Source organism: Pseudoxanthomonas wuyuanensis, from assembly GCF_900215535.1.
GTDB lineage: Bacteria > Pseudomonadota > Gammaproteobacteria > Xanthomonadales > Xanthomonadaceae > Pseudoxanthomonas_A > Pseudoxanthomonas_A wuyuanensis.
Genome location: NZ_OCND01000007.1, coordinates 162,282 through 176,429, shown reverse-complemented (window position 1 = coordinate 176,429; position 14,148 = coordinate 162,282). Strand labels below are relative to the sequence as shown.

General features: G+C 65.3%; 10 protein-coding genes. 4 read left to right on the top strand and 6 right to left on the bottom strand.

All coding sequences use genetic code 11. The features are described from left to right. Nucleotides 1-7 precede the first annotated feature (7 nt). From nagA to CRO39_RS14815, 4 genes are read right to left on the bottom strand one after another with little or no spacing between them, the layout of a single operon-like run. Nucleotides 8-1,147 carry an N-acetylglucosamine-6-phosphate deacetylase gene (gene nagA, locus CRO39_RS14830; protein WP_097122729.1) on the bottom strand — a complete coding sequence of 380 codons (1,140 nt, stop codon included), beginning with the start codon at nucleotides 1,145-1,147 and terminating at the stop codon, nucleotides 8-10. After that, nucleotides 1,144-2,208 carry an SIS domain-containing protein gene (locus CRO39_RS14825; RefSeq protein ID WP_097122728.1) on the bottom strand — a complete coding sequence of 355 codons (1,065 nt, stop codon included), beginning with the start codon at nucleotides 2,206-2,208 and terminating at the stop codon, nucleotides 1,144-1,146. Before CRO39_RS14825 ends, nagA begins: the two co-directional genes overlap by 4 nt. Continuing rightward, on the bottom strand, nucleotides 2,205-3,287 hold the full coding sequence (locus CRO39_RS14820; protein WP_097122727.1) for a LacI family DNA-binding transcriptional regulator: 1,083 nt from the start codon (nucleotides 3,285-3,287) through the stop codon (nucleotides 2,205-2,207). The genes CRO39_RS14825 and CRO39_RS14820 overlap by 4 nt, the downstream gene beginning before the upstream one ends. A 41-nt stretch (nucleotides 3,288-3,328) precedes the next feature. After that, nucleotides 3,329-4,603, bottom strand: coding sequence for a sugar MFS transporter (locus CRO39_RS14815; RefSeq protein WP_097122726.1), 1,275 nt, complete (start codon nucleotides 4,601-4,603; stop codon nucleotides 3,329-3,331). 447 nt (nucleotides 4,604-5,050) lie between these two features. On the opposite strand from CRO39_RS14815, the gene CRO39_RS14810 reads away from it, so the two are divergent. The 3 genes from CRO39_RS14810 to CRO39_RS14800 all read left to right on the top strand — a co-directional run bounded on the left by CRO39_RS14810 (nucleotide 5,051) and on the right by CRO39_RS14800 (nucleotide 11,393). Then, on the top strand, nucleotides 5,051-6,058 hold the full coding sequence (locus tag CRO39_RS14810; RefSeq protein WP_097122725.1) for a glucokinase family protein: 1,008 nt from the start codon (nucleotides 5,051-5,053) through the stop codon (nucleotides 6,056-6,058). A 132-nt stretch (nucleotides 6,059-6,190) separates the two neighbouring features. Then, nucleotides 6,191-8,953 carry a TonB-dependent receptor gene (locus CRO39_RS14805; RefSeq protein WP_097122724.1) on the top strand — a complete coding sequence of 921 codons (2,763 nt, stop codon included), beginning with the start codon at nucleotides 6,191-6,193 and terminating at the stop codon, nucleotides 8,951-8,953. A 103-nt stretch (nucleotides 8,954-9,056) separates the two neighbouring features. Continuing rightward, entirely contained in the window at nucleotides 9,057-11,393 is a 2,337-nt protein-coding gene (locus CRO39_RS14800) for a family 20 glycosylhydrolase (protein ID WP_097122723.1), read from the top strand. Nucleotides 11,394-11,604: 211 nt separating this feature from the next. On the opposite strand, the gene CRO39_RS14795 is transcribed toward CRO39_RS14800, so the two are convergent. Continuing rightward, a complete protein-coding gene (locus tag CRO39_RS14795; RefSeq protein ID WP_425479709.1) occupies nucleotides 11,605-12,003 on the bottom strand; it encodes a VanZ family protein in 399 nt (132 codons plus the stop codon). Nucleotides 12,004-12,014: 11 nt separating this feature from the next. After that, on the bottom strand, nucleotides 12,015-13,229 hold the full coding sequence (locus tag CRO39_RS14790; RefSeq protein ID WP_425479708.1) for a class I SAM-dependent methyltransferase: 1,215 nt from the start codon (nucleotides 13,227-13,229) through the stop codon (nucleotides 12,015-12,017). Nucleotides 13,230-13,303: 74 nt separating this feature from the next. Here CRO39_RS14790 and CRO39_RS14785 point away from each other — a divergent pair, with 74 nt between their 5' ends. Continuing rightward, nucleotides 13,304-14,134 carry a proteasome-type protease gene (locus CRO39_RS14785; protein ID WP_097122720.1) on the top strand — a complete coding sequence of 277 codons (831 nt, stop codon included), beginning with the start codon at nucleotides 13,304-13,306 and terminating at the stop codon, nucleotides 14,132-14,134. Nucleotides 14,135-14,148 lie beyond the last annotated feature (14 nt).

The window sequence follows — 14,148 nt, the reverse complement described above, 5'->3', positions numbered from 1 at the left end:
GCCGCTCCTATGGCGCCTGCCCGGCGATCCAGGTGCCGGTTACCTGCATGTCCCCGTCCAGCGCCACCAGGTCGGCGCGATAGCCCGCGGCGATGCGGCCATGGCTGGCCTGCAGGCCCAGGAATTCGGCCGGATAGGTCGATGCCATCCGCGCCGCCTCTTCCAGCGGCAGTCCCAGCAGCTCCACCGCATTGCGCACCGCGGTGGCCATGTCCAGCGCCGAGCCGGCCAGCGCACCGGCGGCATTGCGCACCACGCCATCCCTGGCGGTGATGGTTTCGCCATACAGTTCGTAGCTGGGATCGGCCGCACCCACCGGCGGCATCGCATCGGTGACCAGGAACAGCTTGCCGCGCGGCTTGGCCGCCAGCGCCACGCGCAGGCTGGCCGGATGCACATGCACGCCGTCGACGATGATGCCGCACCAGCTGTCGGGGTCTTCCAGCGCCGCACCGACCACGCCCGGTTCGCGCCCCTGCAGCGGCGACATCGCGTTGTACAGATGGGTGAACCCGCGGACACCGGCCGCCAGTCCAGCGCGGGTCTGCTCATAGCTGGCCGCGGTATGGCCGGCCACCACGATCGCGCCGCGCCGCACCAGCGCGCGGATGCTCTCGGCCGGCACCCGCTCCGGCGCCAGCGTCAGCAAGGTGACGCCGTTTTCCAGCGATGTGGCCAGCTCGATTTCGGCTTCGTCCGGCACACGGAATTTCTCGGCGTTGTGCGTGCCCTTGCGCGCCGGCGCCAGGTACGGGCCTTCCAGATGGATGCCCAGGATGCCCGGCACGCCTTCGGCAATGGCCTGGCGCGTGGCCGCAATGGCCTGCGCCATCACCGCGGCATCGTCGCTGATCAGCGTCGGCAGCAGTCCGGTGGTGCCGAACCTGCGGTGCGCCTGCGCAATCGTGCGCAGCGCATCGACCGTGGGCGCATTGTTGAACAACACCCCGCCGCCGCCATTGACCTGCGCATCGATGAAGCCGGGCAGCAGCGCATCGCCGTGCAGATCGCGGCGCTCGATGTCCTCGCCCAGTTCCGCCCACGGCACCAGGGCCGCGATGTCGCGCCCTTTGACCAGCACCGCCAGATCGGAGCGGAAGCCGTCCGCGGTCAGCACGTTTGCGTTGACGAAGGCGAAGGTGTTCATACGGTTTCGGTGACTTTGTTCAGATGCGGCGGCACATCGGGGTTGTGGCCGCGGCGCAGCGCCAGCGCATTGATGGCGCGGTAGAAGCTCTGGATGGTCAGCAACGGTGCGCAGGCCGGATGCGGCGCAGGCGCCAGCGGCAAGGCCTGCTCCGGATTTGACCCGGGGTCGCCGTGTTCCGACGACACCCACACCTGGGCGCCGCGGCCGCGGAACTCGCGCGCCAGCGCCAGCGTGCCGGCTTCGGTTTCGTCCGGCTGGGCGAAGCACAGCACCGGAAAACCCGGGCCGACCAGCGCCATCGGACCATGCTTCACTTCCGCCGAACTGTAGGCCTCGGCATGCAGGCCGCAGGTTTCCTTGAACTTCAACGCCGCTTCCTGCGCCGCCGCCAGTCCCAACCCGCGGCCCAGCACGAACAGGTTGTGCGCATCGGCCAGGCCATCGGTCAGCGACGACCAGTCCGACTGCCATGCCGCGCGCAATGCGTCCGGCAACTTCGGCAGCGCCTGCAGCAATGGCGCTTCATTCTTCCAGTGCGCGGCCAGCTGCAGGATCGCGGCCAGCGATCCCAGGTAGCTCTTGGTCGCGGCCACGCTGCGTTCGGGCCCGGCATGCAGCGGGATGACCGTATCGGCCAGTGCCGCCAGCGGCGAATCCTCGGCGTTGACGATGGCGACCACACGCGCGCCGGCCTCGGCGGCGGCGGCGGCGTTGCGCAGCAGATCCGGGCTTTTGCCGGATTGCGATATGACCAGGTACAGCGCGTCTTTCAGCTGCTGCCTGGCCTCGTAGACCGAACCGACCGACGGCGAGGCCGAGGCGGTGACGATGCCCAGCTGGGTTTCGAACAGATATTTGGCGTAGGTGGCCGCGTGATCGGAACTGCCGCGCGCGCAGGTGGCCACGAACGGCGGCGGATTCTCGCGCAGCTGTTGCGCCAGCGCGCGGATGACCGCGTCGTTGCGGGAGAACTGCGTGGCGACGACCTCGGCGGTCTGTCGCGCTTCCTGGAACATCAAGGTGTCGGTTTCGGCCGGCAAAGCTGGGCGGTCAGTCATGGATTGGGGTCGGTTCGTTCGAGGCGTTCGGGGCGTTCGCTGCGCGGCCGCACCGGTGCGGAGGACCCGCGCACCACCAGCTGCGGCACGAAGCCCTGGTTGTGCACGGGGGTGGGGTTGTCGTCGTAGGCGTCCTGGCGCAGCCCGGCGATCAGCAGCCGTGCCGCCTGCTTGGCGATGTCTTCGGTGGCCTGCTTGGCAGTGGTCAGCGGCGGCCAGGACTGTTTGGAGAACGGACTGTCCTCGAAGCCGGCAATGGACAGGTCGTAGGGCACGTTCATGCCGGCCGACTTGGCCGCGGCCAGCACGCCGGCGGCGATTTCGTCGTTGGAGCCGAAGATGGCGGTCGGCGGTTCGCGCAGCGCCAGCAGCCGGCGCGCCCCGCGGAAGCCATCATCGAAGGTGTAGTCGCCGGGCACGATGAGGTGCTTGTCGACGGAGATGCCGTAATCCTTCAGCGCCTGCTCGTAGCCGGCGTAGCGCTCGGTGCTGGAACGGTGCGCCAGCCCGCCCCAGAGGAAACCGATGCGCTGGTGGCCCAGCTGGATCAGATGCTCGGTGATCTCGTAGGCGGCATCGCGGTCGTCCACGTAGACGCAGGCGTGGCCGTCCTGCGGATCCTCGGTGGCGGCGATGATGCGCACCAGCTTGACTCCGCGCGCGGCCAGGGCGTTGACCAGATCCATGCGTTCGGACATCGGCGCGGTCAGCACCAGTCCGGCCAGGCGCGAGCGCTGGACGAACTCGACCAGTTCCTCGGCCAGCAGCGGCGAGGTGGAATCGACCGGATGGATCTGCAGGCCGAAGCCGGTTTCGCGGCAGGCCGCCAGCACGCCGTTCTGCACGCCGATGATGTGATACGGATTGGGATTGTCGTAGACCAGTCCGATCACGAACGGCGTGCCGCTGCGCAGGTTGCGCGCGGACTGATCCGGTTCGTAGTCCAGCTCGGCGATGGCATGCAGCACGCGCGCGCGCGTGCCCTGCATCACCGAGGGCTCGTTGTTGATGACCCGCGACACGGTCTTCAACGAAACCTTGGCCCGTTCGGCAACATCCTTGATGGTCGGTCTGCGCATGGCGGAATCTTTCGTTCGAGGGTTGGGCAATGATGCCCGGTTCAGCGCCGTTGCGGCTTGCCTATGCGGTGGCCGCGCAGCGCGAAGAACAGGATGTACAGGTAGCACGGCACCGCCAGTGCGGCGAACACAGCCTGGAAATCGTAGTGCTGCTTCAGCACCGCAAACAGCTGCGGGATGATGGCGCCGCCGGCGATACCCATGATCAGCAGCGCCGAGCCGGTTTCGGTGAAGCGGCCCAGGCCCTTGATCGCCAGCGGAAAGATCGCCGGCCACATCATCGCGTTGGCGAAGCCCAGCGCGGCGATGAAGCCCACCGACACGTAGTCCTTGGTCAACAGCGCGGCCACGGCGAACACCAGGCCCAGCACTGCCGAAACGCTGAGGTAGCGTTCCTGCGATATGAAGCGCGGAATCGCAAGCAATCCAATCACGTAACCGCACAGCATTGCGGTCAGCGTGAACGAGGTGAAGAACTTGGTCTCGTCCAGCGGCAGGCCGAAGCCGTTGCCGTAGGTGCCGATGGCATCGCCCGCCAGCACTTCCACGCCCACGTAGACGAACAGGCAAAGCACGCCCAGCCACAGATGCGGGAACTGGAACACGCTGCGCTTGCCGTCGCCGCCGGTGCCGGCCGGTTCGGCGTTGGCTTCGGACGGTTTCAGCTCCGGCAGCGGCGAGAACAGGATGGCGATGGCCACGGCCACCAGCACGCCGGCCATGACCAGATAAGGCATGTGGATCTTGGCGGCGAACTCGTTCAACAGCGTTGCCTTTCCGGCCGCATCGGCGGCTTCGGCCTGCGTAGCCAGATCGCCGATGCCGTGCAGCACCAGCGCGCCCAGCACCAACGGCGCCAGGATGCCGGCCACCTTGTTGCAGATGCCCATCACCGCGATGCGTTGCGCCGCGCTTTCGATAGGCCCCAGGATGCTGATGTAGGGATTGACCGCGGTCTGCAGCAGCGCAAGACCGCCGCCGATCACGAACAGTCCCGACAGCGCGCCGGGATACCAGCGCTGGGTCGAGAACTCGCCAAACAGCACCGCGCCGATGGCCATGACAAACAGGCTGGCCGCAAGGCCCTTCTTCATGCCGGTGACTTTAAGCAGCGCAGCCGCCGGCAGGGCAAGGAAGAAATACGACAGGTAGAACACCATCAGCACCAGGAACGCGTTCACCTCGTCCAGATCGAAAGCCAGCCTGACGAAGGTGATCAACGGTCCGTTGATCCAGGTGAAGAACCCGATGATGAAGAACAACACGCCGATAATGGCGATGGAAGTGGTGTGGCGCGTGCCTTGAACGGCTGTCATGACGGGCGGACTCCGCTGCGGATGTGGGCTGGCTCGTTCGCGAGAAGCAGGGCGTCGGGCGCCGGGCTGCTTCGAGCGGGAATAACGTTGTCACAAAAATGCCCCGCAAGCCACTTTTCGACGCCCCCTGGAGCAGAAAAGGCCTGTCTCTCCCAGGCCTTCGATGCTGCATCGCAGCATAAAGTCCGCTCAGATGTGCCATCAAACCTGCTAAAAATGAATAGAAATGTACCCATATGAACCCAATCGAATCCCGTGCGATCGTTATAGGACGAAAATGATCACTTTTTGCACCGCCCCGCCCTTGATTCATGACAGAGTGTTGACAACGTTGTCAAATCGCTCCCACACTCCGACGGCATTGGGGAGGGCCACTGGCGCTTTCCCGCCAGCGGATCTGTGGGGAAACGTGTGGTCGCAATCGCCAATCCAACGCCGGAGCCGTACATGACGCCGGACAACGCTTCCTTCGACAGCGCGTTCATCGCCGCCGATGTCGGCGGCACCCACGTCCGCATCGGCCTGGTCCAGGCCAGCGGCGATGCCGCCCATCCGATCCGCGTGCTCGAGTACCGCAAGTACGTTTGCGCCGATTACGGCAGCCTGGCCGACATCATCGAGGACTTCCTGCACAGCCTGCCCGGTGTTGCGGTCAGTCGCGGCGTCATCGCCAGTGCCGGCTACCCGCTCGAAGACGGCACCGTCATCACCACCAATCTGCCGTGGCGGCTGTCGCCGCAGGATATCCGCCAGCGGCTGGGCTTTGCCGACCTGCGCCTGGTCAACGACTTCGAAGCCGTCGCCCATGCCGCGGCGCAGGTCGATGCCAGCGAGGTGCTGCAGCTCGCCGGTCCGGCCAGTGCCGCCGTGCGTGGCCCGACGTTGATTCTCGGCCCCGGTACCGGCCTGGGCGCGGCAGTGTGGATTCCTGCCGGCAAGCGCGCCGTGGTGCTGCCCACCGAAGCCGGCCAGGCCGCGCTGACCGCCGGCAACGCCACCGAGATGGCGCTGTTGGCCCAGATGCTGAAGACCCGCAGCCATGTACCGATCGAGTACGCGCTGTCCGGCCCCGGCCTGATGAACCTTTACACCGCGTTGTGCGCGCTGCGCGGCGCCCGGCCGGTTTATGCCCAGCCTGGCGAAATCACCGCCGCCGCCATCGCCGGCAACGACCCGCTGGCGCGCGAAAGCCTGGAAGTCTTCTGCGGCCTGCTGGGCAGCGCGGTCGGCGACATGGCGCTGCTGTACGGCGTGCAGGGCGGCGTGTATCTGGCCGGCGGCATCCTGCCGCAGATACGCGATTTCCTTTTGCACAGCAGCTTCGTCGAACGGTTTCTCAACAAGGGACCGATGCGCGAGGCGCTGGAGCGGATTCCCGTGAAGTTGGTCGAGCACGGGCAACTGGGCGTGATTGGCGCGGCCAGCTGGTATCTCGGCCAACGCAACGGAGATTGAGAGAAGGCGCCGGGACAGGCGCGAGCGTCATCGACCGGGCACGCGGCACCGTCCGGTCGCAGCAATCAGGGTACAGGCACGGTCGCGGGCTCGCTCCCGAACCGAAACTCAATAAGTGATGGGAGAGACATCATGAATTACCGCAAATCCGTTCTATCCGCCGCCATCGTGACGTGTCTTGGCGTGGCCGCGCAGGTACAGGCTCAGGAAGCCGCAACCGAGCAGCCCGCCGCAACCGATCTGGACACGATCGTGGTGACCGGTATCCGTGGCAGCGTGGAAAGATCACTGGACGTGAAGCGCGAGGCTCGCTCCCATGTCGAAGTCATCACCGCCGAGGACATTGGCAAGATGCCCGACAAGAACGTCGCCGACTCGCTGCAGCGCATCCCCGGTGTGACGGTCAGCTCGGCAGGTGCCAATGAAGGTGGCTTCGACGAGAACGACCGCGTCTCCATGCGCGGTACCAATCCCAGCCTCACCCAGACCCTGTTCAACGGTCACAACATCGCCTCCGGCGACTGGTTTGTGCTCAATCAAACCGGCACTGTCGGCCGCAGCGTCAGCTATACACTGCTGCCGTCCGAACTAGTCAGCCAGATCGTGGTGCACAAGTCCTCGCAAGCCAGCCTGGTGGAAGGCGGCGTGGCGGGATCGGTGGATATCATCACGCGCAAGCCGCTGGAGTTCGCCGAGAACTTCACCGCAGAAGCGTCAATCGGCGCGGTGTACTCCGACCTACCGAGCGAAACCGAACCGCAGTTCAGCGGCCTGCTGAACTGGAAGAACGACGCCAACACCTTCGGTGTGCTGCTGCAGGCATTCTCCGAAGAGCGCAGCCTGCGCCGCGACGGCCAAGAGCTGCTGGGCTACGAGCAGATCGCACCGGACAGCGCAGTTGCACTGAGCAATCCTGACCTCGCCAACGTGTGGTACCCGACCATGATCGGTTCGGCGCTGTTTGAGCAGAAGCGCAAGCGCAAGGGTGGCCTGCTTGAAGTCCAGCTCAAGCCCACCGAGGACCTGACCCTGGGCCTCAACGCGTTCGTGTCCAACCAGGACGCCGGCAACTACAACCGCAACTACCTGCTGTGGGTGACCCATTTTTTGGCGCAGGGCAACGGCCAGGCGCCGCTGCCGGGCTACGTAGTCCGCAACGGCACGCTGGTGCAAGCCGACTTCGCCGGCGTGCCGGGCACCACCTATGGCGTATACGACCAGATCTCTCGCCCGGACGCGAGCGCGGATTCCTCGTTTGTCGCCTTTGATGCCGAGTGGAAAGCCAGCGACAAGCTGGTGTTCAAGGCCCAGTTGGGCACCTCCGATGGCACCGGCGAAACGCCGACCCAGGACGTGGCCGAATGGAACGTAGGCATCGGCGGCGGTGGAAGTTGGGGCCTCAATGGCGTGGGTGCCGCCGACTGGAACATCGGCGGCAACCCGGCCAATCCGTCGGCCGACACGCTGGGCTGGATCTTCGGCTACCAGGACGTGAAGGTGGAAGACGAAGAGAAGTGGGGTCAAATCGATGGCGAATACTTCATCGACAGCGGCGCGATGACCTCGCTGCAATTCGGCCTGCGCTACGCCGAGCACAGCCGCGAATCTCTGGGCGCGACCGGCCAGGGCCCGGCGTGCAAGGACGCCAGTGGCAACACGGTGGCCTTCGATTGGAGCCAACAATACTTCTGCCCGGTGGGCACGCAGTCGCCGTTCGACCCAGCGAACTACCCGACCGGCGGCTACGCCAACTATCCGGGTGATTTTGCCAGCGGCCTGGGCGGCAGTTTCCCGCGCGATATCTGGTACTTTTCGCCCAGCCAGCTGGCCGCTTTCAACGACCGCTTCACCAATCGCAACCCCGCCACGCGCACCGACTGGGCCGGCCTGTACGGAATCCATGAAGAGAACTCGGCCGGTTACGTTCAGCTGAATCTGGAAGGCGACCGCTGGAGCGGCAACATGGGTCTGCGCTACGTGCGGACCAAAGAGCGCATCCACAACAACGTCTCCGGCACTGGTTCGCCGGATGCCATCACCGGTTCGGACTTCGGCCCGTACCTGCCGGTGGTCACCGAGCACACCTACACCGACCTGCTGCCCAGCGCCAACATCAAATTCGACATCACCGACGACCTGGTGGCCCGCTTCGCCGCGTCGCGCACGATGACCCGTCCGGACTATTCGGCACTGGCCGGTGCGGTTTCGCTTAGCCCACCTGCCACCGATGGTGGCGTCGGTTCCGGCAGCGGCGGGAATCCCGACCTGAAACCAATCCTGTCCACCAACTTCGATGCGTCGGTGGAGTGGTACTTCGCCCCGCGTGCCCTGCTGGCAGCCAGCGTGTTCTACATGGATCTGAAGGACTACGTGTCCTACGGCCAGGAGACCCGCCAATACATGACCTACAGCACCACCAGTCCGCAGGGTTACCTGGCGGACTACGTGCTGACCGTGCCGGTCAACAGCGATGGCAAGGTCAAAGGCATCGAGCTGACGTATGAGCAGCCGATCGGCGAGAACTTCGGCATCAACGCCAACTACACCTACGCCGACGGTGAACAGGACGACGGCCGCGACTTGGTAGGCACCTCGAAAAACACCTACAACATTGGTGCCTACTTCGAGAACGAACGCTTCAACGCCCGCATCAACTATACCTACCGCTCGGAGTTCTACAGCGGCCTGGATCGTGCGACTGCGTTCTACCAAGACGAGACCGATGTGTTGTCTGCGTCGCTGGGCTTCAAGGCGACGGACTGGCTGTCGATCACCCTGGACGGCCTGAACCTCAACGAGCCGAAGCTGAAGTACTACGCACTGAACCGCGACCAGCCGCGTTCGATCTATCAGAACGGCCGCCAGTACTACCTTAACTTCCGCTTCAAGTTCTGACGCTGTCGATGCAAGGGACATCTCTCCCGCTGCGGGCCTGGACTTGTCCGGGCCCGCTTTGTTTGAATCGCAAGCAAGCTGGCCATAACACGAGGATGATTCGATGGGCTTTTCAGGTACGAGGGTTTTCGCGTTGCTGCTGGCCGCCGGCCTGCTGCCGGTGGCGTTGTCCGGATGCGGCAAGGACGAGCCCGTCGATACGGATACGCCCACAGCCGAGCGCCTGTCGCTGATCCCTGCGCCGGCCAGTGTGCAGCGCAACGACGGCGAGTTCATCGTGGACGCGGCCACGCCGCTACTGGCCCGGGGCGAAGCGGCAAGAACGGTGGCCGCTCAGTTCGCCGGCTTTGTCTCCAAGGCGCGCGGCATCGATCTGAAAATCTCCGACGCAGCGGACGACGATGCCAGCGGCATCGTGTTCGCCATCGACTCGGGCATGGCCGCCGCTTCACCGGAGGCCTACATGTTGGAGGTCTCCCCCGAACGGATCCAGATGACCGCTGCCGACGCGCGCGGCCTGTTCTACGGTGCGGTGACGCTGTGGCAGTTGCTGACCGGCAACGACGACGACCGCATCAGCGTACCGGCGCTGCGCATCGACGACGCCCCGCGCTTCGCCTGGCGCGGCTTCATGCTCGACTCCGCCCGTCACTTCCAGTCGGTCGATGAAATCAAGCAGATGCTCGATGCGATGGCGCTGCACAAGCTCAATACCTTCCATTGGCACCTGACCGATGACCAGGGCTGGCGCATCGAAATCAAGCGCTACCCCAGGCTCACCGAGGTCGGCGGCTGCCGCATCCCCGCCGGCGATGCCGGCAGGGATCCCGCGACCGGCAAGCCAGTACCGTACTGCGGCTACTACACCCAGGATCAGATCCGCGAGGTGGTGGAATACGCCGCCCAGCGGCACATCACCATCGTCCCGGAAATCGACGTGCCCGGCCATGCGCAGGCCGCGGTGGCCGCTTACCCCGAATTGGGCGTGACCGGCAAGCCGATCCATGTGCTGAACGAATGGGGCGTCAACACCACCTTGTTCAATGTGGAAGAAAGCACGTTCGTGTTTCTCGAGAACGTCCTGGCCGAAGTCGTCGAACTGTTCCCCGGCCCCTATGTGCATGTCGGCGGCGACGAAGCGGTCAAGGACCAGTGGCAGGCTTCGGCCCGTGTGCAGCAGCGCATGCGCGAGCTTGGCGCCAAGGACGAGATGGCGATGCAGAGCCATCTGATCAAGCGACTGGAGAAGTTCCTGGCCGCGCACGATCGCCGCCTGATCGGCTGGGACGAAATCCTCGAAGGCGGCCTGCCGCCGGAAGCCACGGTGATGTCCTGGCGCGGCATCGAAGGCGGCCTGGAAGCGGCCAGGCAGGGCCATGACGTGGTGATGTCGCCGTCGTCGGAAACCTATCTGGACTACCTGCAGACCGACTCGCCGAACGAGCCGCCGGGTCGGCCCGCCACTATCCCGCTGGAGCAGATCTACGCCTTCGAACCGGTACCGACTGAACTGGAAGACAGCCAGAGGCACCATATTCTCGGCCTGCAGGCCAATATGTGGACCGAACACACGCGCAACTTCCAGCGCCTGCAGCACAATGTGTTCCCGCGCCTGGCCGCGGTCGCCGAAACCGGCTGGACGCCGCAGGCCGGCAAGGACTATCCGGATTTCCTGGCCCGGCTGCCGGCGCAGCTGCATCGCTACAGCGCGATGGGCATTGGCTACGCGAAGACGCCGTTCGAAGTGGGCATCGCCATCGACGATGATCGCAAGGCCGGTACCGCACAGGTCATGCTTTCCAACCCGCTCGGCTACGAAGTGCGCTACAGCACCGACGGCAGCCAACCCGTTGCCGCCTCTCCGGTATACCGGTCGCCGTTCGATGTGAAGCTGCCGGTGCAGGTGCGCGCCGCCACATTCTTCGAAGGCAAGCCGCTTGGCGACACCAGCGAGTTCCGGATTGATGCCGCTTCGCTGCTGCGGCGCAGCGACGAACAGCTGGCGGTCTGTCCGGACACCGGCCGCTTGCTGCTGCGATTGGAAGACGACGGCCCGGCGCAAGGCGAACGCGCCATCTTCAACGTCACCATCTTCTACCCGTGCTGGCAGTGGAACGGCGCGGATCTGGACGGCATCAGCGCCGTCAACGTGCGTGCCGGCCGGATTCCGTACTACTTCCAGCTGGCGCACGACGAGCCGAGCCGCACCTTCGAGCCCGCCAAAACCGCGCACGGCGAACTGGAAATCCGCGCCAACGGCTGCCACGGCAAGGTGCTCAACAGCGTAACGCTGCCGGCGGCACCGGATGCCGATGGATTCATCAATCTGACCGCCTCGCTACCTGAAGGCATCACCGGCAAACAGGATCTTTGCGTGCTGTTTACCGGCGACACCCGGCCGGACATGTGGGTGCTGGATGAAGTGGCGCTGCAGCCATAGCGCCACCGCCATCGCAACCTTGCAGTAGCGACGTGAGTCGCGACAGGGTGTCGGTGGATCCTCATCGCCGGGAAAGAGTGGAGGCAGGCAAGAGCGGACGAATGCAGATAAGAACAGGATGTTTTATCCGCCCTATCCGCTTTTATCTGTGTCGAAGGTTTGTCGCAGCACGGTCGCGACTCGCGTCGCTCCTACAGGATCAGCCGGCGCGTCAGCCTGGTGTCCGGGCAACGAGCCGTCGTTCGAAGCGCAGCAACAGGTCCCGCAGCGGGGTCAGCGCAACCGCCAGTCCGGCCAGCACGCCCAGCGTGTTGGCCAACGCGTCGAACGGGTCCTGCATGCGCTGGGTGGTGTAGGCGCCCTGGGCGAATTCCAGCCCGATGCCCATCGCGATCAGCCCGACCGCCGCCAGGCCATGCGCGCGCTGCGTGGAAAACAGCTGCACCGCGGCGGCCGACAGCAAAAAATAGGCAAGGAAGTGTTCGAGCTTGTCGCTGCCCTTGGGCAGTTCCGGCAGGCCGGACAAGGTCAGCAGCGAAAGAACGACGACGGCGGCAATGGCGGCCAGCCACACTGACAACCACAACTTCGGGTACTTGAAGGGTTTCATCCGTGCGCGTCCTACAGGCGCCAGCTCAGATCGTTCATCAGGAACGCCGCGCCGAATTCGACATCGCGCGCGAAACCCATGGCCTGAAAGCGTTCGCCCATTTCGCTGGGCAGGGTCAGCTGCTTGGCTTCATTGCGGAAGCGCTGTTTGGCCGTTTCCTGCGCGCGTTCTTCGACTTCCTCCAACCGCTGCTGCAGGCCGTTGCCCAGCAGGAAACTGGCTTGCGTGCAGTAGCCGGCCAGATCGAAACCGGCATTGGTGCCGGCTTCGGCCAGTGCAGTGAAGTCGACCGAAGCGGTCAGATCCTGCAAGCCCGGCCACAGGAAGACATCGTTGTGCACGCGCTGGCGGTAGAACGCGCGCAAGGTGCCGTCGCTGCGCTGCGGCAGGTAGTACTCGCGGCGCGGATAACCGTAGTCGACGAACAGCATGGCGCCGGACCGCAGCCCGCCCATCACCGCCTGGATCCAGTACGGCAACTGCGGCAGCAGTTCGGAACGGTAGCCATCGGGGAACGGCGCATCCAGGTAGCGCTCGACATGCCGCACCGCGGCAGCCAGCAGCGCATCGGCCGGACGCTCGGTACGCACGAACCGGCCTTCGCCATCCAGCGCTACGCCTTCTTCGAACACTTCGCCATCGCGCAGGGTGAAACGCGGCGTCGGCAAGGCATCGATCACCTCATTGGCGAACAACACGCCATTCCAGTCCTGCGCCGGCGGCTGGTCCAGCCATTCCACCAGGTCGAACACCGGCGGAATCAGGCTGCGGCCGAGCCGTTCGCGCTGGCGCTCGCGCAGATCCGCGCTCGGCTCCAGAATCGCGTAGCGGGCCGGCAGCGCATCCAGCGCCAGCAGGCGCTTGAGCATCACCTCGGCGAACGCGCCGCTGCCGCCGCCGATTTCCACGAACTCCGCTTCCGGCCCCAGTTGCTGCAGCACCGGCGCCACCGCCTCGGCCACGCAACTGGCGAACAGCGGCCCCAGTTCTGGCGCGGTGACGAAGTCCCCGGCTTCGCCGAATTTGCTGCTGCCGGCGCTGTAATAACCCAGTCCGGGCGCATACAGCGCCAGCTCCATGAAGCGGGAGAACGGTATCGCGCCGCCGGCGCCGGCAATCTCGGTGCGGATGAAGTCGCTCAATCGCCGGCTATGGGCCTGCGCATCGGCGTCGGGCAAAGGCAGTTCGGCCTGCATTGCGTAACCAGTGTGGGGAATGCCCGCCATTGTACGTGGGCCGCGGCTAGCCAAGGCTGCGGGGCACGCATAGAATCGTGGTGCATAGCAACAACGGACACGCCATGACCTACTGCGTCGGCATCGAAGTGAACGAAGGCCTGGTCTTCGCCGCGGATACGCGCACCAGCGCTTCGTTCGACGACGTGCGCGTCTATCGCAAGATGCACCTGTTCGAATGGCCGGGCGAACGGGTGTTCGTGATCATGTCCGCCGGCAACCTGGCCACCACCCAGCTGACGCTGTCGCGATTGCAGCGCGATGCCGACGATCCCAACGCCGCCCGCAGCCTGCGCACGTTCTCGCATCTGTACGAGGTAGCCGAGTACGTCGGCGAAACCCTGGTCGCCAGCCAGGCAAGGGTCAGCGACGATGCCCAGCAGAGCGGGGTCAGCGTGCAGTCCACCCTGATCCTCGGCGGCCAGATCGCCGGCGAGCGGCCCGGCCTGTACATGGTCTATCCGCTCGGCAATTGCATCGCCACCTCGCCGGAGACGCCATACCTGCAGATCGGCGAATCCAAGTACGGCAAGCCCATCCTGGACCGCATCCTGCGCCCGGAAACCACGCTGGAAGACGCCGCCCGCTGCGCGCTGGTGTCGCTGGATTCGACCATCCGCTCCAACCTGTCGGTCGGGCTGCCGGTGGACATGGCCATCGTCCGCGCCGGGGATCTGAAAGTCACCCAGAAGATGCGGCTGGAAAGCGACACCCCGCTGTACGCGGAAATCCACGACAGCTGGTCGCGCAAGCTGGAAGCGGCCGTGCGCAGCCTGCCGCGTTTCCCATGGGAGCCGCCGCACGAACCGGAAGCGCCGACCGGCGCATTGCCGCCGATGCCGCCGCGGCGGCTGCCGTCGCGGCAGGATCCGGGCGATGCGCAAGGGCAGCAGTAGGGTGTTCCTTCCGT

What these genes read in the sequence shown, in the direction of transcription:
- nagA (WP_097122729.1), bottom strand. Translation starts at nt 1,147, where the DNA reads ATGAACACCTTCGCCTTCGTCAACGCAAACGTGCTGACCGCGGACGGC.
- CRO39_RS14825 (WP_097122728.1), bottom strand. Translation starts at nt 2,208, where the DNA reads ATGACTGACCGCCCAGCTTTGCCGGCCGAAACCGACACCTTGATGTTC.
- CRO39_RS14820 (WP_097122727.1), bottom strand. Translation starts at nt 3,287, where the DNA reads ATGCGCAGACCGACCATCAAGGATGTTGCCGAACGGGCCAAGGTTTCG.
- CRO39_RS14815 (WP_097122726.1), bottom strand. Translation starts at nt 4,603, where the DNA reads ATGACAGCCGTTCAAGGCACGCGCCACACCACTTCCATCGCCATTATC.
- CRO39_RS14810 (WP_097122725.1), top strand. Translation starts at nt 5,051, where the DNA reads ATGACGCCGGACAACGCTTCCTTCGACAGCGCGTTCATCGCCGCCGAT.
- CRO39_RS14805 (WP_097122724.1), top strand. Translation starts at nt 6,191, where the DNA reads ATGAATTACCGCAAATCCGTTCTATCCGCCGCCATCGTGACGTGTCTT.
- CRO39_RS14800 (WP_097122723.1), top strand. Translation starts at nt 9,057, where the DNA reads ATGGGCTTTTCAGGTACGAGGGTTTTCGCGTTGCTGCTGGCCGCCGGC.
- CRO39_RS14795 (WP_425479709.1), bottom strand. Translation starts at nt 12,003, where the DNA reads ATGAAACCCTTCAAGTACCCGAAGTTGTGGTTGTCAGTGTGGCTGGCC.
- CRO39_RS14790 (WP_425479708.1), bottom strand. Translation starts at nt 13,229, where the DNA reads ATGGCGGGCATTCCCCACACTGGTTACGCAATGCAGGCCGAACTGCCT.
- CRO39_RS14785 (WP_097122720.1), top strand. Translation starts at nt 13,304, where the DNA reads ATGACCTACTGCGTCGGCATCGAAGTGAACGAAGGCCTGGTCTTCGCC.